The sequence below is a fragment of the Psychromonas algicola genome (assembly GCF_004378355.1).
In the GTDB taxonomy this organism is placed as follows: domain Bacteria; phylum Pseudomonadota; class Gammaproteobacteria; order Enterobacterales; family Psychromonadaceae; genus Psychromonas.
Window position 1 is genome coordinate 20,030 of record NZ_SNUB01000030.1, and the last position, 22,060, is coordinate 42,089.

Sequence of the window (22,060 nt, forward strand, 5' to 3'; positions counted from 1 at the left end):
ACTTGCACTGGTATTTCATCTCAATAACTCTCACATAAAATAGATTGTCTAGTTTTTACATTGATCTGTATACTTAGGAATACTAAGTTTATGTTTATTTACGAGGCAGTGCAATGAGTAAAAAAGTAGATATGAATGTATTTTTACATTTCCTTTTAGTTATCAAACAGATGAATAACTTCACAGTGACAGAAGCTAAAAATACTTTATTGCATGAACAGCCTGAATTTACTGATGAAATTGAAACGAGGAAATTTATTTATCGACAATTGACTCGTAGTGTTGATAAAGGACTACTAAAACGCACTAATAAGTTAGATGGCGGAGTTAAAAAAGTCATTTACTCAAAAACAAATTTATTTTTTACAGTTCAAGTTATTCCTGTAACTAGAGGCCGAAAAGTAAAAGTTACTAAAGAGCATAGTAAAGAAACAGAAAATATTGATTATCAAAAAGAGTTAAAAAAAGAACTACTGGCATATGAAATAGATTTAAATACGCTACTTGAAGAAGCCAAAGAATATAAGCGTCTAATTGCACGCTTCCCTAAGCTTGAAAATAGATTACAACAGCATCATACGCAAGCAAAAGAAAATTCTATAAAATTACTTGGGAAGGTTCGCGCCTTACAAAATTTACTCAGTAATGAAATAACGGATCAATAATCATGTTAAGAAATTGGCAAAAAAAATGTTTACTAGCTGTCGAACAGTATTATGGACAGCAATATAAACACTTTTTTTGCTTAGCGACACCTGGCGCAGGAAAAACAGTATTGGCAGCAGAGGTAGCAGCTTACTTATTTGAATCTAAACAAATAGACTTTGTAATATGCTTTTCACCTTCTACTGAAGTAGCCAATAATATTAAAAAGGCTTTTTCTAAACGATTGAACTGTAATTTTGACGGTGTCATTGGTTCTGTCGGTTGTTCTTATACATATCAAAATATGCGTTTCTTTAATGATGATTACTGGAAGTTATTAAGGAATAATCGAGTATTCGTAGTATTTGATGAAATACATCATTGTGCAGGTTCAACAATAGATGATGCCAATATTTGGGGGCAGGATATTGTTAAAAATATTCAAGAACAAGCCGCATTTACTCTAGCATTAACAGGTACACCTTGGCGATCTGATCTGCTTCCTATTGCATTAGCTACCTATAGTGATCCTGATAATAAAATTCAATGTAACTATACTTACTCACTGCAGCAAGCCGTAAATGATCGTGTTTGTCGTAATCCCAAAATAGTGTTGATTGATAACGAAGAAATTTCAGTTACCACTGAAAAAAAAGAGAGGAAAACCTATAATTCATTAATGGCTCTGCTTAAATCTCCCTCTATTTCATACCATGAATTAATTAAACATGAGATGGTGATAAATTATATTCTTACTCAAGGTGTTAATAAATTAACAGAGATAAGGCATTCAAATCCTGATGCTGCAGGACTGATTGTTGCTTCATCTGTAGAGCATGCAGAGCAAATAAAAATTATATTGCATAAGTATTTTCATCAATCAGCCACACTCGTTACTTACAAAGAAAATAACGCTTCTGAAAAAATTAATCAGTTCAGGTTTAATAATACACAGTGGATAGTAACAGTAGGTATGGTATCCGAAGGAACCGATATTCCAAGGTTACAGGTATGTTGTCATCTAAGCAGAGTAAAAACAGAACTGTATTTCAGACAAGTTTTAGGACGTATCTTAAGAGTAAATCGGTCGCCAAATCAAGAAGCTTGGTTATTCACCTTAGCGGAAGAAAAGTTGAGTAGTTTTGCTAATCGAATTGATAAAGAACTCCCTGATCTGGATATTTTAAATAGAACTAATTTAGCAGCAAATTATTTCACTGATCAACTATTAAAAAATAATAATACAAGTACCCCATTTAATCCTTCACTATATCCAGAAATGGAATTAACAGAAAATGACAAATCGCAAAGAAGTACAAAAACTTCACCGCTCTCGACTCTTCATTCACTGGAATTTTGCAATAACTTTAGGGAAAAATTAATTGAAGTTTTTGTTTAAGTAACAATGAATATGATTCACTTACAAATTTGTTTTATTCAGTTCAATAATTTGAGAGTCTTCAAAAACATTAATGTATGTTTTATCTTATAATCTGGAAAATAATTAAAGCTGAATTCAAGTAAAAACTATTAACTTAATTTACATTTAAGCTGGAGGTCACTTGAGCGTATTTTCTCTTATACCATTTGGTTTCAGAGTATCAGACCAAAAACTCGTTGACGTATCCGAAGTTAAACGAGGAAAGAGATGTGGCTGTATCTGCCCATCATGCAAAACAGAGTTAATAGCAAGACAAGGTGCTATAAATGAATGGTGCTTTGCTCATGTATCTAAAGGCGGTGCTGATAGCGTTAAAAATGAATGTGCGTTTTCATTTTGGGTATCAGTTGTCTTGATGGCAAAACAGATTATTTTGAACGCCAAATCTATTAGAGTCCCTGAATTAAAACTTTATACAAATCAAGCTGAATCCATTCCAATTACATCAGAAAAGACACTATCATTTGATAATGTTGAAGTAGAACAACGACTATTATCGATACACTTTGATGTAATTATAAAACTTGAAAACTATTCAATTGCAATTATTTTCTCTACGCCAGAACGGCAAGCAGATCTGAGCGATTTTAATATATTTAAAAGTAGCACTATTGGCATACTTGAAATTCCTCTATCCAAAACTGACTCGTTATTATCCCAGAGAAATATTGCTGGTAAATATTCTGAAATTTTAAGCGAATATATATTAGGAAATGCTGCTAACAAAAAATGGCTTTATCACCCTCGAAAGTCATTAATAGAAAAAAAGAAAGGTTTACAGTTATTTCTTGAACGACCATATTTTATGGTCTCAGAGCCTACTCCTATTATTGAACAGCCTAAAAGGCAGATATACAATAAACCAAAAGAACCTATCATAAGAGATAGACGTACAATTTATAAAACAACCTATATGCCAAACGCACTACCTGAAATTCAACATTCTGATTATAAAGATGCGGATAATTATAAGTGTATAAAATGTGGTTCAATGTGGTTCGGACCCCATGTTTGCAAGACATGTAATTCACATTTTTATTCTGTCACTTATTCTAAACGTTGAAATATTTTAAGGCACTTTCGCCCCCAAAGCGAGTTAAATAAATTACTACATTAAGTTAATTGCTTTCTACAAAATGATGCAATGGGATCCCAAGTTTAGTTTAAGCACTTTACCCCTTCAATATTACTTTACGTCATCTAGATCAAACTATTGACCTTTCCCTAGGAGCAAGGTTTAGGATAATGATTAATGTTTTAAAATACATTGCTCTGTATTTCACACACAGGTTTAAAATATTAAAATCAAAACACTAAAGTTAATTTTATTAGGGGAGATGATCATGGGATGCTGCAATAAACCACCAAAAGGTGGAAGTGATAATATTGGATTAATGCTCAAAGTATTTTTAGTACTTTTTGCTGTTGTTTTTTTATTCGTGTTTCTATTTGGATAAATAAAATAATCAATTTAATATTTTTCTGAATTAAAAGAGCACTCTTAAGTGCTCCTTATTTAAGCTAAAGTCGCTGGCCCTAAAACATATGAAAGCGTTGCGGTAATAATTAAAATCGTCACTGCAATACACATTTCATTTCTAATTGATTTACCTAGTTTCTGAGAAACTATTTCTCCTTGCTCTACAAGGTGAAATTTATGGTAAGCAGCTAACAGTAAAATAGTCGCTACAAATGTAAGTTTTAATAACATCGCTTGGCCATATTGTGTGGTTAATAACTCAAGTGGGTCAGCAAAAAACAAAAACAGTAATCCAATGCCGCAAGCGATTAACAAGCCAACCATCAACATAGCAACTCTGCCCCATAAACGCATTAACTTAGATAAAGGAAGTGGTTGTAATAACTTACAACTAAACCATAAAGGATATAACGCGCCGATCCACCAAGCCATGGTTACTACATGAAAAGCTACGAGCCATTTTGCGATCCCACCTATATCTGAACTGTGGCCAATAAAAGTAAATGAATATGCAAAGCTAAAGATCGCACATAAATATGAGAGTACAAATGTTACATGTTTCAAAGAAAACTGTTCAGACCTTGCATTAATATCACCCCAACATAATGCAAAAACTAAAAAAACAAACCCGAGTAAACGCCAAAAAACAGAATCGCCAACTGTACTTTCCCAAAGAAAACTAACCATTTCGATATCAAACATCCCTCCAAAACCATCTTCAGATAAAGCACCAACCTGAATAAAAAAGTTTCCGATGACTGCGATTAAACCTACACCACTACTTATAAAAATATAGTTAATAATCGGTTTTCTATTAACTAAAGGGTCTATTAAAGCGACAACAAAGGGGCCACCAATCGCTGCCGCCACTCCGATATATATCAATAATTTAGATATTATATTACTATAATCCCAAAGAGTAAGTTCAATCATAGTCGCCTCAATTAATTATTATTAACATCACTATCAGTTGACGGTTTTTCATCACCAGAGGAAGCTAACGTAAATGTAAAGTCTCCTTTCATCTTATGAGCATCCTTGCCCATTACGACCCATTTAACTTTATAACTACCGCTTTCAAGCATAGGCAATGGAACACTATACGTAAGAGCAAATTTTTTACTTGGTTTAGGTATAAGTTTAATCGTATTTTTAGAGGCCTGTATTAGTTGCAATTTAACCAGTTTGACTGGCATAGAGAATGTTAATGTTACATTTTCAGGAAGTTTATTTAATGTGGAACCATTTTCAGGAACTGAATTTGTTAGTCCAGAATGAGCGTTAGCGAGCGTACTGACTATGAGCAAGCTTAATATCGTTATAATTTTAAATAATTTCATTTTTAACCTTATGTATCTTTGATTAAAACCAGCTAGATACTCTAAACTAGTTGTGTAGTAGGCTTTCCACTTCTGCATATTTACAAATGAGCGAGTAGGTAGAAAACCCCTTTAAAATATTTATTCGGACAGTATTAGTATTCTTTATACAATCCCAATCCATCTTTAGAGAAAGAAATCACTTTGAAGTTTTTGTATTCTTCTCCGACTCTTGCCATACCGGGAGAGTATTTTGGCATGCCTGGTGCCGCAAGCCCCGATATATTGGTAGGACGTTCTTTCAGTAAGCGCGCGATGTCTTCTTCAGGAACATGTCCTTCAATTAAATAACCATCGATTACCGCACTATGACAAGACTGCAACTGCATAGGCATAGCAAACTCTTTTTTGATATCAGACCAATTATTCTGATGGTGAATATTTACTGTATAACCCTTTTCTTTCATTATCGCAGCCCACTCTTTGCAACAGCCACAAGTTGGTGATTTATATAATTCAATATTAGCTTTCGCAAATACAGAAAAACTCGCCATAGTTAACGTCAATGCCAATATTTGGTTTGTTAGTTTCATAATAAAGTTCCTAATTTATATCAATAATAAAATGTTCATTTTCAGCATAAAACGAATAGCGTCCTACTTTTGAAACCCATGTAATTGCTTTTGTGTCATATGCTTCTATTTGATAATCTTTCAGAGAATCAATAGCAGACAAATCAAAACTCAGCGTCTTGAAAGTACTATTAAAGAGTACCAATTGAATGCGTTTACCAGCCTTTGCATTCATTACCGTAGTCGTAGCCGATTCTCCGATGCGCCATTCTAATAACTGCATTTCTGAAAGTGTTGCTAAATAGTCAACCAGACTATTACGTTTATTTTCATCCAATATTTTTGCTAGTAATAGCATTGTAGGTTCGGTTTCAAGCGCATTATCAAGTTGATCCCGAGTTGCACCTCGTATATTACCTCCCACAGAACCACCGCCATGAGCATATTTACCATGGCAAGCGGAACACCCATAACCTCCAGCAGTATTGTAAATTTGTTCAGGAAATGATGGATTTCCTAATACAAAAGTAGGTATAAAAATTAATGATGAACCCAACACTTTTTTATAGTTCATATGCACAACCTTTGAGTTGATAACTAGCAACATGAAGCCAATGCTAGTTATCTATTCTGTCTGATTAACGAAATAACTCGTACTTTTGGATATGCTCTTTGACATCTTCAAGAATGACTTTGATCTCAGCTTTATTTTGTGTTTTAGCAAGCTGTTTGAATGATGCCTGAAGTTTTTCTGTACCTTGCATATAGAGTATGTGCTGATGATGTTGTGCTGAACTCATACCTTCCATGTTTGGCATTGCAGACATATCATGATCAGTGCTCCCCATATTCATTTGCGAATGGTCCATTGCAGACATATCTTTCATATCCATTTTTGAATGGTCCATTGCAGACATATCTTTCATGTCCATTTTTGAATGGTCCATTTCCGGCATATCTTTCATGTTCATTTTTGAATGGTCCATTTTACTTGCATCATGCATCGCATTTATTTTCGCAGGAACTTCCTTAGAAGCTTTGTCTGTGAGTTGTAATAATTTATTAATATGTTGTTGCATCATTGCCGAGTCATCGGCTTTAACACTTTCTACATAGCTGCGTAGTTCATTTTTTATAGATGTCATCGTATCTATCTGCTGCACTTCTTTTGCTTCATGGTGATTTTCATCGGCAAATACACTTGATAGCGGCACTGATAAAAACAGTAAACTACCTAACGCTAATGTGATTTTACTTTTTTTAATATTCATTTTTTTTCCTTTTAGGCTTTAATTAAATTGTTGTTTAATGAAATTTTTAAACAAGGACCAATTGAACAATTCAAAGGATCCTTTTATTTATTACTTCGTATGAAATTGCTTACGCAGGCTGATTTTTTTCCATTGAAAGTAAACTGCAGGTAATATCAATAAAGTTAAAATGACCGCACTAACCATTCCGCCAATCATCGGAGTTGCAATACGTTGCATTACCTCTGACCCTGTCCCATTACCATACATAATAGGAACTAACCCCATCACTACGACGGCTACCGTCATCATTACTGGTCGAACGCGTAGTCCCGCTCCTTCTACAACAGCATCTCTCAAATGATTAATATTAAAGTTTTCAGCGTATTCTATTTTTTTCGCTTCTAGTGACTGGTTTAAATACAACAACATAATCACACCAATCTCAATAGATACGCCTCCTAAGGCAATAAAACCAACCCCGACCGCAACCGAGAAGTGAAAACCAAGCAAGAACATTAACCAGATCCCGCCCATTAGGGCAAAGGGTAAGGTTGCCAAAATCAGCAATACTTCACCCACACGACGAAATGCTAAATAGAGCAGAATGACAATAATCATCAAGGTTACTGGGATCACTTTTGCTAAACGCGCATTGGCTTTCTCCATATATTCATATTGCCCAGACCAGACTAATGAATATCCGCCAGGTAACATTAATTGTTCATTAACGATTTGCTGCGCATTTTTGACGTATGAACCCAAATCAACGTTTTCGATATCCACATAAATCCAGCCATTGAGACGTGCATTTTCTGTTTTTATCATTGGAGCACCGGCTTCGATGTAAACATTAGCAACATCACTTAAACTGATATTCATTTTGCTTGGTGTAACAATCGGTAAGCTTTTAAGGGCTGCAATTGAATCACGATAATCGTTTGGATAACGCAAATTAACAGGATAACGCTCTAACCCTTCAATAGTTTCAGTGATATTTTTACCGCCAATTGCTACTGCGACTAACTCTTGAATTTCCGCAATATTAAGTCCGTAACGGCCTGCTTTTTCACGATTGATATCCACTTTTACATAACGACCGCCAGTGACTCGTTCTGCGTAAACCGAGGTAGTACCTTCGACATTTTTTAGGATCGTTTCAATCTGCTTGCCGATTTTTTCAATTTCACCTAAATCTGCACCCGCTATTTTGATGCCGATTGGGGTTTTAATACCCGTTGCTAACATATCGATACGCGTTTTAATCGGCATTACCCAAGCATTAGTGACTCCTGGAAACTGAATCAGACTATCCAGTTCGTCGGTAAGCATTTTTTTAGTCATTCCTTCACGCCATTGATCTTTAGGTATAAATTGGATAGTTGTTTCAATCATGGTTAGAGGCGCTGGATCAGTTGCCGTTTCGGCGCGGCCAATTTTCCCCCAAACGCTTTTTACTTCTGGTACCGTTTTTATGAGTTTATTAGTCTGTTGCAATAACTCACGCGCTTTACCAATCGATATCCCTGGATAAGTCGTTGGCATATACATCAAATCGCCTTCATCAAGCGGTGGAATAAACTCACTGCCAATTTTACTCACTGGATAAAAACCAACGACTAAAACAACAAATGCAAAGCTGATCACTAATTTTGGGAAACGTAGACTAAAATCTAATACAGGTTGGTATAGCGCCACCAAAAAACGATTTAATGGATTTTTATGCTCAGGTAACACTTTACCTCGAATAAAGTACCCCATTAATACGGGGATTAAAGTGATAGCTAAACCAGCAGAAGCTGCCATTGCATAGGTTTTAGTAAACGCTAAAGGTGAGAACATTTTGCCTGACTGTCCCTCTAAGGCAAAAACAGGTAAAAAGCTAAAAGTAATGATCAACAGTGAGAAAAATAGTGCTGGCCCTACTTCAAGCGTCGCCTTACTAATCACTTGCCAACGGTTTTCATCCGTCAACTCCGTTTTTTCCATGTGCTTATGGACGTTTTCTATCATCACAATCGCACCATCAACCATGGCGCCAATCGCAATCGCAATACCGCCGAGCGACATGATATTGGCATTAATGCCCTGCCAAGACATAATAATAAACGCGACAAATATTCCCACTGGTAGGCTTAATAGCACCACTAATGATGAACGGAAATGGAACAGGAAAGCAGCACAAACCAACACCACCACAATAAACTCTTCAAGCAGTTTGAGGTAAAGGTTTTCTACTGCACTATTAATAAGCTCCGAGCGGTCGTAAGTAGGCACAATTTCGACACCATCAGGCAAGCTTTTCTGCAGCGCATTAAGTTTATCTTTAACCGCAGCAATCACACCTTGTGCATTCTCACCAAAGCGCATTACTATCACGCCACTGACTACTTCACCTTCACCGTTAAGCTCAGTAATACCGCGACGCATTTGTGGTCCTAAATTTATTTCTGCCACATCTCCTAACAACAGCGGTGTACCTTGTGCATTGACATGAAGTGGAATCGCTTTCAAATCTGCAATCGAAGAAATATAACCTGAAGTACGCACCATATATTCAGCTTCGCCCATCTCAATTACGCTAGCGCCTCGTTCTTGATTGGCGTTTTGAATTGCTTTGCTAATTTGATTAAGTGGGACGTTGTAAGCTCGTAGTTTATTAGGATCAACACGCACCTGATACTGCTTAACCATACCGCCAACGGTAGCGACTTCAGAAACCCCAGCAACCGTTTGCAACTCAAACTTCAAAAACCAATCTTGTAAACTACGCAATTCACTTAGATCATGATTGCCACTTTTATCAACTAGCGCATAGCTGAAAATCCATCCCACACCGGTAGCATCTGGTCCTAAAGCAGATCGAGCCTCTTTGGGAAGATCTGGTGCGACTTGTGACAAATACTCCAGAACGCGTGAACGCGCCCAATACATATCGGTATTATCATCAAAGATAATATAGACATAGGAATCACCAAAAAATGAATAACCGCGAACGGTTTTAGCACCTGGAACCGATAACATAGCGGTAGTTAACGGATAAGTAACTTGGTCTTCAACCACTTGAGGAGCCTGTCCTGGATAGCTAGTTTTTACAATGACTTGTACGTCACTAAGATCAGGGATCGCATCTATCGGTGTTTTTTGTAGAGAGAATGTTCCATAAGCAACAATGGCGACAGTGATCAATAAAACCATGATGCGATTTTTAATTGACCAATTAATAATCTTAGCAATCATAATTGCACCTCTTGAAGATTAGACATGAGCGAGGAATAAGTCACTGGTGCAGAGGTAGGTAAAGCGCCTAAATCGAGCCAATCCAAATCATCATTTGATTGGCTATGCTCTTGCTCTGGTATTTTTTGTTGCTCAATCACTTTCATTCGTTCGAAATCAGCGCTAATACTTGATTCGGAATCTAATAAAAATTGTGCAGAGGTAACAATTTTTTGCCCTTCGCTTAAACCCGATAAAACTTCAACTGACTCTTTATTTTCTAAACCTAAATTAACCACAACAGATTTAAATTTACCTTCTCCTAATGCTAATACCACACGATTCATATTACCGGCATAGATCACCGCTTCACGAGGTATTTGCAGGGTTTTACTGTTCATTTCTGGTGTTAAAGCAACATTAGCAAACATGTTTGGTTTAAGATCTGCATTAGCATTAGCAAATTGTAAACGGACGCGAAGTGTGCGATTCATAGGGTTCATTTCTGGATAGATAAAATCAACCTGTCCAATCCATTGTCGACCAGGGAAGTAATCAAGAGTCATACTTGCTTTGTCACCCATTTCAACCACTGAAGCTTGTTTAGCAAAAACCTCAATATCAACCCAAACAGTATCTAAATTTACTGCTTTAATCACTTGAGTTGCAGGTGAAATAAATGCACCTTCCGTTAATTTTAACTCAGTGATAGTGCCTTTTTTCGGGGCATAAATAGTGATATTTTGAGATACTTTTTGACGTTTTATGATTGTTTCAATCTGCTCTTTACTCACCCCCAATACTAGTAAGCGTGCTTTGGACGAATTAATTAACGCCTTTCTATTTAGCGTCAACGCATTAAAAAGTGATTCCTGTGCTTTAATCAACTCTGGAGAGTAAAGATCAAATAATGGCTGTCCTTTTTTTACTTCAATGCCCACAGATTTAACATATAGTTTTTCAATCCAGCCAGATACTCGACTATTTATTTGCCACAGTGCATCTCCATTGGGTTCAATGGTACCTAGTGTATTGATAGCTATATTGAATTCTTGATTAACAACAATTCCCGTACGTACTCCAAGATTATTTTCTACTGCTGGCGAGATCTTAACTAGACCTGCTTCTGATTCAGCACCATTTTCTTCATAAACTGGAACCAAATCCATTCCCATAGGAGACTTACCTGGTTTATCACGACGATAATTGGCATCCATAGGGGCAACCCAATAAGATATCTTAGGCTCTGCTTCTTCAGCTTGAGCAAAAACCGGCACTAAGTCCATCCCCATCGGCGATTTACCTGCTTTATCGCGACGATAATTGGCATCCATTGGGGCAACCCAATACAAAACCTCTGGCTCAGCCATTTTGGCTGTCGATCCAAATAAATGATTAATTTTATCATTCGTTGCAATAAAGAAACCAAGGAGTAAACCGAGTGTTAGAACTAATAAATAACGCATAATAATTTCCTTTTAAATAGCTTGAAAGTAGCGAATTTTGGAAAGACTTTTCAAGCCATCAAAATATAATTGTTGAGATTCCAGTGAGAGGTTTTGCTGATGTATGTATGCATCAATGACTGACTTAAAGGAGCGAGTATTAGATTGGTAACTTTGCTCTAACAACTTAACATGTAATTTAGCTTGCTTTAGTAAGCTCTCTTTATAGCGTATTTGACGTGTTTTAAGTTGTTGATAATTGCTAATTTCAGCATTCAATTCAGCATTAAGTCGACGTAATAACAAATGATGCTCAGCTTGTTTTTGCCCTTTAAACTGCTGTGCTGAAATAAGCTTTTGATCCTGACGCTTATCAGTAAAAAGAGGAATATCCATAGATATAAAAGCACTCAACAAGTCTGTTCTTGAACTCCCTGCATCGTCTTCGCTCGATCGAAAGCCATAAGCGACATCCACTTTAAAACTCGGTTTATAATCTTGCTCTGCAAGTTCAATTGAGTTGTCAGCAACTGCAATTTTCTGCGCCAACATAGCCACTTTAGGGTGTTTACTTAGCAGCATATAATTGTCGTTATTTGTCGAATTAATATAGGACTTTGTTTTTGGCCAGCTAGGTATCTCTGTTTGCAGATTATTATAGGCTTTCGATCCAACCCACTCACTTAACAGGTTACGATAATTAAGTGATTGCTGTCTAAGACCTGCAAGCTTTTCATCAAACCTATTAAGCTCAATTTCAGCCGCAATTAGATCCTCGTTATCAACCATTCCTAATGAAAACTTAGCTTCTAAATCACTATAAAAACTAGTAAAAAGCAGCTTGTTTTGTTTTATTATTAATGAGGATTTCTCAACGAATAAAATGCTAAACCATAACTGTTGAATTTCTTTTTTAACCAACAGCTCACGATCTAATCCTTGAAGAACAGCAAGTTCAGATTGTTGATTGAACCCTTTTTGAGTCAACTCTCGTTTGTTGCCACGACTAAATTGCTGAGACAATCCAATAGACAATTGTGTCATCGGCTCTTCATCTAATTTAAAACTATCTACAGGCAGATTTGCTACGCCTAGTTTTATCATCGGGTCTGCAAGTGTTGCTCCCGCTTTACCTTCAGCAATCAACGCATTTTGTTGAGCTTGGTATATTTGTTGCGCAGGATCAGATTGAATAGCAATCTGCTCAGCATTGTTCAGACTAAGTTCTTCGGCCCAAAGGTTAAAACTAGACAAAAGTATTAACGCACATGAGCTTTTAAGCAGACTGCTTTGAGTAATATTCTTATTTAAAAAAGAATAAATGGTGATCTTCATAATCACTTTCCTTGATTACTCCTTCCATTTGTAGTCAGTTATTTTTACAAAAAATGCTGAAACATAAGGATTAAGTAACATTAAATTAATCTGTTATTTGATAAATGAATTTTAAAATTCAATGAATCAAATGGTTTTCAGTTAAAAACTGAATAAAATAACAGTTAACTTATAAAAGGCGGGCGATATAAAGGGTCAGAAAAATAATAAGGAGAAGCGGAACTGATGGTTTGGTAGGTAAGTAATGAAGCTAATTGAGTAACAACATGATCATGTTCAATATAATGAATGACTGAAACTACCGACATAAAATCACAATCATTTTGACAATTCATAGAATGAGATGTTTCATTGCTATCACATTCAGACATGTCCATGTTATTTGCACTCATTGACATTGAACAGTTAACCATTAAAACAGATTCATTTCCTAATAAAGATCCAGACGCCACTGCTTTCTGAGTGAAAGTAATCAGTGTCGTAAACATTAATATTAATGTAATAAATCGTTTCATATGTAATTCAGTGAAATAAACAATATTGCAATAGTAAACTTTAACCTAGGGGGAAGGTCAAGATTTAAATTGAAGCTTTACTGTTAAATCACAATATTAAATAAAACGACATATTCTATAAATCTAAAATATAAATTACTGGAGCCTTACTAATTGTTTACGCATTCTTTAATTTATTAGTGCGAAGATCATTCGAATGACTTATGAGCTAATACGAAAATTAACTTTATCACTGAATCTAATATATAACTTATTATAGACATAAAGTGATAGGAGAATGTTATGAAATCTTGGAATAAAGGGTATTGCAATATAGGAAGAACTTGAAAGTGGACTCCCTGAAATAAATTTAACCAAAACAATTGGTAATGAAAGTTCAATTAATTTTTTTTTGGAAGGACCTTCGTAGCACTACTAAGGCTAAAATATTTTACAATGGAGTTTCACTAGTTTTGGTCATTATTTCAATTTCATTGATTTGCTTCACAGGCAACTCAAAAGTTTAATGAAAAAGATATATTAGTTACACCGCCAGCCTTAACTTAACCGTCAACTAGCAACTTACGTTTGTATGTAATGATAACTGTTGTGGCTTAGCTATTTTGGCCAAAAATATAGAGTAAAATAAGAGCATTTCCTAAGGCGCAATGTGCCCCATAACGCCTTAGAAAGCTCATAACGTATAAGCTTAAAATATGACTTAATCCCATAACGATACCTGTTAAAGGCTCTAGGAATACAATATCATTAAAAAATAAGAGTTTTTATACATTGCTTCACATTGAAAATATCATGCTATTAATGAAAATTCTCTGCCTGTTAATGCGTCTTCTGGATCAATTGCATTAGGGTTATATGATGAGTTTTTACTAACTTCATAGATTTTAATATCTTTAATATCTTGCTTGAAAGGGTTTTTAATCGTTAATTTTTGTTGACTGAATGAACTCGTATCAGAGAGGTAAAGTTTATCAAAAGCAAAAACAAAGTGTTTATTTTCAAGATGTTCATTACAACTTAGCGCTTGTTTTAAAGCTTCAGTCAGTAGATGCTTTAGCGCTCTATTTTCTCCTTTACAAGCAGAAAAAATAGCTAATGTAGTATGTTTTACTTTAAGTTTTGGAGGTTCGTCAAACGGCATTTTCTTAGCTAACCCCATTAAATATTGACGAAAGTATTTACTGTTATTTTTTAGACTAAAATATTCAAGCTGTCTTTTTCTTATTAACCTAGAAGCCCACTGTGGCTCTTCAGCTATTCTTTCTGCCCATGGCATTCCCACCAACACAATAGGCACTTTAGCCTCTTCACTAATAAACTTTAACCCATTAGCAATTAGTTGGCGTTCTTGTACACTTTTAAACTCTATTAACTCTTGAAATTCATTAATAATGAGCAACTCTACCTGAGCTTTTATTAAGTTTTCCACTAATTTTTTGGTTAAGTCTATCTTGTACCCTCTTTTCTTTATTTGGCTGCTACCAAATAACTCAAGATCAGCCAGCATTTGAATTAAAGTTGCTTCGAGTCCCTTACCTCTTGATATGCGACTGACTAATACTGGTATGGTACCTCTACTATAATTTTGAGTAGCCAATACTCTTTTTTTATAATGATTAATAAGGTGACTTTTCCCTACTCCAGTATCCCCAATTAAAAGCATGCACTGTTGGTCTGATTGAAACTTACGATTAAATCTTAACTCATCGAAGTCATCAAAAATTATTTTTATTTGAGGGTGTACAACAATACAGTCACTAAAATCTCGTAACTGTTGAATCTGTAGCTCAGTTAAGTCATTCAAAGGCCTCTACCTCATCTTCCCAATCATCTAATACGTCGCTAATATTACTTCTTTTCGGTTGTATGGATTCAATTTCTGGAACTTTGATACTTCCTTTGCCAGTATTACTTACATCTGCAATCTGAGCTTGTTTTTTAACTGCTGTTAACTTTGCTTTAGTTTTTGACTTAATAAATACTTCTTGCTCTTGCTTTATTCGTTCATGAATCGCCATTCTCGCTTTAGCTAACCCTAAGCTATCTTTTGATTCACGTATTATTTCTCGGTTAATTTTTTTAATTGTTTTGTGCTCATAAAGACTCAATCCATCACTGTAACCAGTAGTTTCTGTACATGGAACTTCGAGGTAACTCTCCAATTCTTCTAAATAGACATGGATTTTTGAAATATCATCAGGATCAACTTTAATAATTTTTTTTACGCTTTCTTTTGTTTGCGGATAATGTTTACGATAATCAGCTAAAGCAGTTGAGTCATACATTAACTCTTCAAATTTAAAACCATTTCTGGTTAACGTTCTTGTATCTGATACTCGCATTAATATAGAAAATCGAGCATCCTCTTCATCATTCATTTTTAAAGGTGGATATACATCAAAACCTTGTTGCCATCTTTTAATAGGTACACGAGTCTCGCGAGAGTTACTATCTTGATGATATACATCAACGATCCAACGATGAAACTCTTCAACAAAAGTAGAGAATCGCATAATTGCATCTTTTTCAGGTTTATATTCTTCTTTTTCTAGTATATTTGAAAAAGTTTTCCCTGGGATTTCTGATAAAAAACATTGATTTATCATACCAAAAAAACGTTCTACAAATGGTTTCAGCCACGGTTTACGCACTGGATTATACTGAATATTTATTCCAGTCGCGTGACATGCATGCTCTAAGCTTTTAGACCAAAACTCTGCTCCATTATCAACCACTAAATTCTCAATTTTCCCATAACAAGGCCAATCATTCTGTAATGCAATACTAAGATGCTCAAGTGATTTGGGTTTGATAGCATGACTAATCGCTTTAGCAGCAGATACATAAGAAGGAGATTTATAACTTAGGTGAAAACCAAGAATACAACCGCTAAAGACATCTACAAGTAATGTTAAATAAGGTCTGCCTATGGGAATAAGTAACTCATCATCCAGTAAAATTAAATCAAGTGGAGTATGATCAATCTCTACACGTTCTAGGATTCTAGTAGGTGGGATATGAGAACCGCAATAAGCAAACCACTGATCAGCTTTAAATTTACCATGCCTTGCTATTGCTGTTGGATAAGGGGGTAACGATTTAATTCTCTTATTAAATGCCGAATATGATATTACAGGAATTTCACCTTCAACAACATTTTCATTCGCAATCATAATAAGATCTTTATAATACTGGTATGCAGTGGTGACTTTAGGTCTTTTAGCATCTAAAAAGCGTTCTAAAGCTTTATCAAAAAAAAATTCATCGCCGTCTATTCGCTTAGTTCTATTACCCATTTTATGCTGCTTAACAACAAGAGAAGAAAGATCTCCATTACTGTCTATATATGCTTTTCGCCAACGAACAACAGTACGCCAATTTGGTTTTTTTGCATTATTTTCTTCAAATAGGTTTTCAAGAATCGGATCGATATTTTTTTGAGTCCAGCCACCTGAAATTTCCTTTTCAATTATGCTAATCAGTTTGTACTTATCAAATGCCTTATCTTTTAAAAAATCAGGGAAAGTATCAAGATCACGTTTAATTAAGGTAGCATCTTCCAATTTAACGTATTGATCGGGAGTTTCTGGTTTGATCGGCACAATTGAGTTATCAAATTCATTAATAAAGTCACTCATTATACTGCCCGTAAAGTAGGATTATTGCTTAAGTCTTCTTTTCCTAGATCAGCTTTCAAAAAACCTTTATGTATTAAGCCATAAATAAAAGATCGAGTTTCACCTATCGAAAGATTACATTGAGAACTCACATCATTTAATTTTATTGTTTCTGAATACCGAATAATTTTCAGTAATTCAACTTGAACTTTACTCACCCCATACACACCAGAATATCGATGAAGTAACTTTAAATTGTTTAAAATGGGATTAACTCGAATTTGCCTATCAGTCACTAAAATAAGATCAATCCCCATCGTTAATGAAGTCTGTCTCTTTGCTTCAAATTTATCTCTAAATAATGTAGATGAAATTTTACTGTAAGGTTTATATTCATGGTATTTATGAACACCATTTTTATATAAAATTAATGCATCAGGAGTATAAGGTAAAACCTTCCCATTAAATTCATATTTAAAACCTTGTGGTTGACTACCGTAGCTTTCAATTTCGTCGTTATATTCATGATGAAAACAAGCGTCAAATTCTAATGTACTTTCACACAAAATAACTTCACCCATTTTTGTGCTAGCGAATTTGAATACATTTTTATTAGGAGAAGGCTTTCTTAAATTGCGTATATACATAGAGTAATCCAGTTAATTTTATCTCTACTGAGTATAAACTAAACAACTAAATTACACAATTTGTCAGAGTATGCGCTAATAAAATCATAAGCAACTGATTAAAAAGAAAAATAAAAGTGTAATAAAATTACAGTTTTATATTTTATGTCAGAGTATGCTTTAATTTTGTCAAAGTATGGTTATATTATGTCAATGTATGGTTTCAGCGACAAAAATTAAAATAGATCGATATCTTTACTCTTCTTTTTTAGTTGGAATTGCTTGTTTCACATAAACATCAAAACGATTTTTTTTTGTTTTAATGCTCATCGATGGTTTTTTATCGTTTAAGAAAGGTGCATAGTCAGGTCGCTTAACAACCACTCTATACTTCGCAGCAGTTAATGCAACCTCCAACAAATCATCGGCGTCTAAGTCCGCACCAACAACACCTTGAAAAACTCGCATTTCTTTTTTAACAAGTGCTGATTTTTTTTTGTGAGGAAACATAGGATCAAGATATACAACGTCTGCTTTATGTTGTTGCAAGTAGTCATAGCCGCTTGCATGCGTTAAACGCATACGCTCTTGTATCCAACCTCCAATTTCAGCATCCAATGCTGCACGCTCTAAACCATCTTCTAATAAGGCAGCAGCAACCGGTGAACGTTCAACCATATCTACATGACAACCTAATGAAGCTAATACAAAGGCATCGCGACCTAAACCAGCTGTTGCATCGATTACATGTAGTTGCACACCAGATTTTAAGCCAACAGCTTTAGCAATAGATTGCCCTTTACCTCCGCCAAATTTTCTACGGTGAGCAACGGCACCTGAAGCAAAATCAACAAAAACAAGACCTTGTTTTAGGTCATCTAATTGTTCGAGAGCGAGGTACTCTGGTAATAAACGTAATTGAAAGTGTTCGCTTTTAGGGCTTAAAAAGCCCCATTTTTCACGTAATTTTTTAGCCTTAGGGACAAGAATATTTTCATTACAAACTAGTGAAATATCCATTAAAGATCCTCTCCCTGTGAGTCTTCTCCATATAAGGATTCAGATAGTAAGGCCATCATATCAATAGGGATCGGTCTTCCTAAATGATATCCCTGAGCAAAATCAACACCGATTTCTTTTAGTTTATCTATAATATCTTCACTCTCAACGTATTCTGCAATTGTCTTTTTACCAAACAAATGGCTCAATTCATGAATTGTTTTAACAATACCAAAATCTTGCTCATCATTTGCCATGTCTTTAACAAACACGCCATCAATTTTTAAGTAATCAACATTCAAACGTTTCAAATATCCGAATGAAGAAAGCCCTGTTCCAAAATCATCTAATGCTAAATGACAACCTAATTTTTTAAGGGTGTTAATCAATTTAGAAGCGTTACTAAAGTTACCGATAGCAACTGTTTCTGTAATTTCAAAACATAACTTTTCCAATGGTAAAGACGACCTAACTAACAAATCAACAAGATTATCGATAAATTGAGGATCACCTAGCGATTGACCAGAAAGGTTAATCGAACACATATTAAGTTTTAATACGTGTTCGGGATGGTTTTTTAGCCAATCGAGTGTTTTAGTAATAATGATCATATCGATCTTATCAGCTAAATTGTAACTTTCTGCAACAGGAATAAATTTTTCAGGAGGCGCAAGTTCTCCATTTTCATCGATCATTCTTGTTAGAATTTCATAATGTAAATAATGTTCATCACCATCGACAGGCTTAATAAGCTGAGCATATAAGCAAAATCGCGATTCATCACGTAATGCATCTTGTACTTTATTAACCCATACCACTTCTTCTCGTCGTAATTCTTCTTGTTTATCTTCTTCGTAAATATGAATACGATTTCGCCCAGATTGTTTAGCACTATAACAAGCGCTATCAACACAACTTAGCGCATGAACACCACCACGCCAAAAATCAGTCACTTCCGCAAGACCGATACTGATCCCTAAGGTAAAGTTATGTCCTTCCCATAAGAAGTAATGTTTGCCGATAGCGGTAATAATACACTGAGCATATTGCTCCGCCTCAGCGAGTCCATTATCAGGAAGAATAATAGCGAATTCATCTCCACCTAATCTTGCTACCATTGATGTTGCAGGTACGCTGTCAGTTAAAATGGTCGCGATTTGGCGCAACACTTCATCACCAGCATGGTGTCCACAGGTATCATTGATTATTTTGAATTTATCCATATCCAAATACATTAAACAGCAAGGTGTTTTGCTTTTTTCAATTTCTTTTAATGTTTTGTCTAATTGGCTTTCAAAAAATAAACGGTTTTTAAGGCCGGTTAAATAGTCGTGAGATGCACGATAGTTTAACTCTTTAGAAAGTTCGTATCGTTCAGTAATGTTTTCACACACAAGGAAATATTGGTCGTGCTCTTCAATTTTACGAACTCGCTCATTGATCCAGACTTTACGTCCATTCTTCGTCGAGTAAGAAATTTCACGCGTCTGTAACATTTCTTCACTATTTACACAGTTTTCTAGATAAGCTTTCAAATCTTCAACTTCAAAAGTACGCGAATAAAGGGTGACTAAATTCCTGCCTATCAGCTCACCATCCATATAACCTAGCAAGTTAGATCCAAATTTGTTACACGAAACAATAAGCCCTTGGGAATTTAACATTAACAGCATGGAAGGACTTTCATCCAATAAAAGATTAGAGCGTTTACTTGCTTTTTCAGCCTCTTCTTCGATAGCTTTTATGCCTGATATATCACGAGCTTCTACAATAATAGAAGTAATTTCATTACTTTCATCAATCCCGTTACCTTTAACAGACTGAATAAAAACATCGAAGGCATAACTTTCTTGGTTTTTATCAATTAAACGACACTCAAAGCGAGCTGTTTTTCCAACTCTTGCTTGCCCCATTGCTGACTTTAACTTTTTCTTACTAACTTCATCGTTTTCCCACCAAGGCGTTTCCCAGAGAATTTCACCTTCAACATCTTCACTTGATACTCCTACAAACTCCAATGCCGTTCGATTTGCTTTTTTTATTTCTCCAACAAGATCTAGAATAAAAATAAAATCATAAGAAACATTAAAGATATTTTCGACTCGTTGATGCTGTATTTTAAGTACAGATTGACTCTGATTTAATTTGTAATATTTGTACCATAACCAGGTCACGACCGAAATAAAGGTGAGTATAATGAGCAATACTGTAATTAAGCTGAAATCTTCTTTATTCTTTTCAACAGGACGATTAATGATGTTAGTCCCAATAGGTAGCGAATCCTCTTTAAGCTCCCAGCGTAATAATTCCGAATACTGTACAACAGACTCATTGGTAAGATTCATTTCAACAGGCAATGATTCTATTGCTGTTCCACTTAATAACTGCAATACCTTATTCGCCGCTGCTTCACCTTGTGAAAAACCGCTAGTTAACACGCCCCCTACAATACCTTCTATTAAATCATGTTTATGAATAACAAAAACAGGGATCCTTGCAACCGAAACCAGCGACTTCAACATCGATGTATGGTTAACTGGTAAACCGTTTTTATCAACATCAAAACGATTAAAAATTAATACCGCATTATTAGGTACTGCACTAATCATAGCCTTTAGCGATTTAACACTTTCATTGCTAATAATATTAACTCGCTGCTTAAGCTGCTCAGATAACATCTTAATTTTTTCATTCACTAAGTTAGAATTTACTGTGTTGTCAGTAATAATGTAAATATCAAGAATACTTGGGAAGAGGTTGACGGAGAGTTTCACTGTATCAAACAGGTTTTCAGATTCGACCACTCCTGATACTTTATGAGTAAAACCCGCAATTGAACTATCGTCTAATTTAATACCAGTATAGATAATAGGAGAATTTGTGAATAAACGATTGGGATAACGTTGAACTAATTTTAACGCGTTTTTACCTGTGATAATTACAGCATCAAAGTATTTATTTTCAAACTTCTGAGATAAAAATTCGGCATAAGCAAGTGACTCTTTATCACTCATATCTTGATGTCCACTATCAAGATATGACACATATAACGACATTTCTAAATTATTAAAAGTATTTTCAATACCGCGTTGAATCTCATGCGTCTGCTGATCGCTTTGAAAACCAGAGTGCAGCACTAATATTTCAGTTGAAAAAGCCTGAGTAGAATAAGCGAATGATGAGATCAAACTGAATATAAGTACGATTTTTTGAAAAATAAACATTAACGGTTTTAACAAAATAACTTCCACTTTAGGTACATTTTATTTTTAATATCGACAACTAAAGATCGAAACAGGCAACTAATTAAATATTTACCTTATTATAAGATAAACCTGCTCCTTCGTATTGAGATGAATAGAAACTAACTTCTAAAGCGTAATATGTTTCTTTACGCGATAACAATCCTTTATTTATAAACTTCAGTATAAGCATAATACGCTTTATTTTAAACATAAAAAAAGCCAGTCAATCGACTAATGCCGTTCACTTAAGGTGAACGGCATATTTACTTTTCGCCACTGGATATCGATTTTTAGACGCTTTTAAACACCTCGGATAACTTCGCTCACGTTTTCCCTCCAACTTAAATTGTGC

Annotated in this window: 17 protein-coding genes; 3 read left to right on the forward strand and 14 right to left on the reverse strand. The window is 35.0% G+C overall.

The genetic code is table 11. The features are described 5' to 3' along the window. Window positions 1–113: 113 nt before the first annotated feature. The 3 genes from E2R67_RS13365 (at window position 114) to E2R67_RS13375 (ending at window position 3,149) form a co-directional block, all read left to right on the forward strand. Window positions 114–665 carry a VspR family transcription factor gene (locus E2R67_RS13365; RefSeq protein ID WP_134291462.1) on the forward strand — a complete coding sequence of 184 codons (552 nt, stop codon included), beginning with the start codon at window positions 114–116 and terminating at the stop codon, window positions 663–665. Window positions 666–667: 2 nt separating this feature from the next. Further along, window positions 668–2,044: a DEAD/DEAH box helicase gene (locus E2R67_RS13370; protein ID WP_243837028.1), complete on the forward strand. Its 1,377-nt coding sequence runs from the start codon at window positions 668–670 to the stop codon at window positions 2,042–2,044. 163 nt (window positions 2,045–2,207) lie between these two features. After that, window positions 2,208–3,149, forward strand: a complete 942-nt coding sequence (locus tag E2R67_RS13375; protein WP_134291463.1) for a competence protein CoiA family protein — start codon at window positions 2,208–2,210, stop codon at window positions 3,147–3,149. A 453-nt stretch (window positions 3,150–3,602) separates the two neighbouring features. On the opposite strand, the gene E2R67_RS13380 is transcribed toward E2R67_RS13375, so the two are convergent. From E2R67_RS13380 to E2R67_RS13445, 14 genes are all read right to left on the reverse strand, one after another. After that, the gene (locus E2R67_RS13380) at window positions 3,603–4,499 is read right to left on the reverse strand and encodes a CopD family protein (RefSeq protein WP_134291464.1); all 897 of its coding nucleotides are present in this window, start codon (window positions 4,497–4,499) and stop codon (window positions 3,603–3,605) included. Window positions 4,500–4,510: 11 nt separating this feature from the next. After that, complete coding sequence (locus tag E2R67_RS13385) at window positions 4,511–4,906, reverse strand: copper resistance CopC family protein (protein WP_166739393.1); 396 nt, start codon at window positions 4,904–4,906, stop codon at window positions 4,511–4,513. A gap of 134 nt (window positions 4,907–5,040) precedes the next feature. Further along, window positions 5,041–5,478, reverse strand: a complete 438-nt coding sequence (locus E2R67_RS13390; protein ID WP_134291466.1) for a DUF411 domain-containing protein — start codon at window positions 5,476–5,478, stop codon at window positions 5,041–5,043. A 10-nt stretch (window positions 5,479–5,488) separates the two neighbouring features. After that, window positions 5,489–6,031: a c-type cytochrome gene (locus E2R67_RS13395; protein WP_134291467.1), complete on the reverse strand. Its 543-nt coding sequence runs from the start codon at window positions 6,029–6,031 to the stop codon at window positions 5,489–5,491. A gap of 64 nt (window positions 6,032–6,095) precedes the next feature. Continuing rightward, window positions 6,096–6,728, reverse strand: a complete 633-nt coding sequence (locus tag E2R67_RS13400; protein ID WP_134291468.1) for a copper resistance protein CopA — start codon at window positions 6,726–6,728, stop codon at window positions 6,096–6,098. A gap of 90 nt (window positions 6,729–6,818) precedes the next feature. After that, window positions 6,819–9,947 (reverse strand): efflux RND transporter permease subunit, encoded by a 3,129-nt coding sequence (locus E2R67_RS13405; RefSeq protein ID WP_134291469.1) that lies wholly within the window; start codon window positions 9,945–9,947, stop codon window positions 6,819–6,821. After that, a complete protein-coding gene (locus tag E2R67_RS13410; RefSeq protein ID WP_134291470.1) occupies window positions 9,944–11,392 on the reverse strand; it encodes an efflux RND transporter periplasmic adaptor subunit in 1,449 nt (482 codons plus the stop codon). The genes E2R67_RS13405 and E2R67_RS13410 overlap by 4 nt, the downstream gene beginning before the upstream one ends. Window positions 11,393–11,404: 12 nt before the next feature. Beyond that, window positions 11,405–12,706 (reverse strand): TolC family protein, encoded by a 1,302-nt coding sequence (locus tag E2R67_RS13415; RefSeq protein WP_134291471.1) that lies wholly within the window; start codon window positions 12,704–12,706, stop codon window positions 11,405–11,407. Between the two features lie 164 nt (window positions 12,707–12,870). Beyond that, window positions 12,871–13,221 (reverse strand): hypothetical protein, encoded by a 351-nt coding sequence (locus tag E2R67_RS13420; protein WP_134291472.1) that lies wholly within the window; start codon window positions 13,219–13,221, stop codon window positions 12,871–12,873. Between the two features lie 790 nt (window positions 13,222–14,011). Beyond that, window positions 14,012–15,025: a TniB family NTP-binding protein gene (locus tag E2R67_RS13425; RefSeq protein WP_134291473.1), complete on the reverse strand. Its 1,014-nt coding sequence runs from the start codon at window positions 15,023–15,025 to the stop codon at window positions 14,012–14,014. Further along, complete coding sequence (locus tag E2R67_RS13430) at window positions 15,018–16,859, reverse strand: TnsB C-terminal domain-containing protein (protein WP_134291474.1); 1,842 nt, start codon at window positions 16,857–16,859, stop codon at window positions 15,018–15,020. Before E2R67_RS13430 ends, E2R67_RS13425 begins: the two co-directional genes overlap by 8 nt. Continuing rightward, window positions 16,859–17,485, reverse strand: coding sequence for a TnsA endonuclease N-terminal domain-containing protein (locus tag E2R67_RS13435; protein ID WP_134291475.1), 627 nt, complete (start codon window positions 17,483–17,485; stop codon window positions 16,859–16,861). The genes E2R67_RS13430 and E2R67_RS13435 overlap by 1 nt, the downstream gene beginning before the upstream one ends. 234 nt (window positions 17,486–17,719) lie before the next feature. Further along, window positions 17,720–18,484 carry a class I SAM-dependent methyltransferase gene (locus E2R67_RS13440; protein WP_134291476.1) on the reverse strand — a complete coding sequence of 255 codons (765 nt, stop codon included), beginning with the start codon at window positions 18,482–18,484 and terminating at the stop codon, window positions 17,720–17,722. Continuing rightward, a complete protein-coding gene (locus tag E2R67_RS13445) occupies window positions 18,484–21,702 on the reverse strand; it encodes an ABC transporter substrate binding protein (protein WP_134291477.1) in 3,219 nt (1,072 codons plus the stop codon). Before E2R67_RS13445 ends, E2R67_RS13440 begins: the two co-directional genes overlap by 1 nt. Window positions 21,703–22,060: the final 358 nt, after the last annotated feature.

Excerpts from the sequence above, each read along its gene's own strand:
- E2R67_RS13365 (WP_134291462.1), top strand. The coding sequence starts at position 114 with ATGAGTAAAAAAGTAGATATGAATGTATTTTTACATTTCCTTTTAGTT.
- E2R67_RS13370 (WP_243837028.1), top strand. The coding sequence starts at position 668 with ATGTTAAGAAATTGGCAAAAAAAATGTTTACTAGCTGTCGAACAGTAT.
- E2R67_RS13380 (WP_134291464.1), bottom strand. The coding sequence starts at position 4,499 with ATGATTGAACTTACTCTTTGGGATTATAGTAATATAATATCTAAATTA.
- E2R67_RS13385 (WP_166739393.1), bottom strand. The coding sequence starts at position 4,906 with ATGAAATTATTTAAAATTATAACGATATTAAGCTTGCTCATAGTCAGT.
- E2R67_RS13390 (WP_134291466.1), bottom strand. The coding sequence starts at position 5,478 with ATGAAACTAACAAACCAAATATTGGCATTGACGTTAACTATGGCGAGT.
- E2R67_RS13395 (WP_134291467.1), bottom strand. The coding sequence starts at position 6,031 with ATGAACTATAAAAAAGTGTTGGGTTCATCATTAATTTTTATACCTACT.
- E2R67_RS13400 (WP_134291468.1), bottom strand. The coding sequence starts at position 6,728 with ATGAATATTAAAAAAAGTAAAATCACATTAGCGTTAGGTAGTTTACTG.
- E2R67_RS13405 (WP_134291469.1), bottom strand. The coding sequence starts at position 9,947 with ATGATTGCTAAGATTATTAATTGGTCAATTAAAAATCGCATCATGGTT.
- E2R67_RS13410 (WP_134291470.1), bottom strand. The coding sequence starts at position 11,392 with ATGCGTTATTTATTAGTTCTAACACTCGGTTTACTCCTTGGTTTCTTT.
- E2R67_RS13415 (WP_134291471.1), bottom strand. The coding sequence starts at position 12,706 with ATGAAGATCACCATTTATTCTTTTTTAAATAAGAATATTACTCAAAGC.
- E2R67_RS13420 (WP_134291472.1), bottom strand. The coding sequence starts at position 13,221 with ATGAAACGATTTATTACATTAATATTAATGTTTACGACACTGATTACT.
- E2R67_RS13430 (WP_134291474.1), bottom strand. The coding sequence starts at position 16,859 with ATGAGTGACTTTATTAATGAATTTGATAACTCAATTGTGCCGATCAAA.
- E2R67_RS13435 (WP_134291475.1), bottom strand. The coding sequence starts at position 17,485 with ATGTATATACGCAATTTAAGAAAGCCTTCTCCTAATAAAAATGTATTC.
- E2R67_RS13440 (WP_134291476.1), bottom strand. The coding sequence starts at position 18,484 with ATGGATATTTCACTAGTTTGTAATGAAAATATTCTTGTCCCTAAGGCT.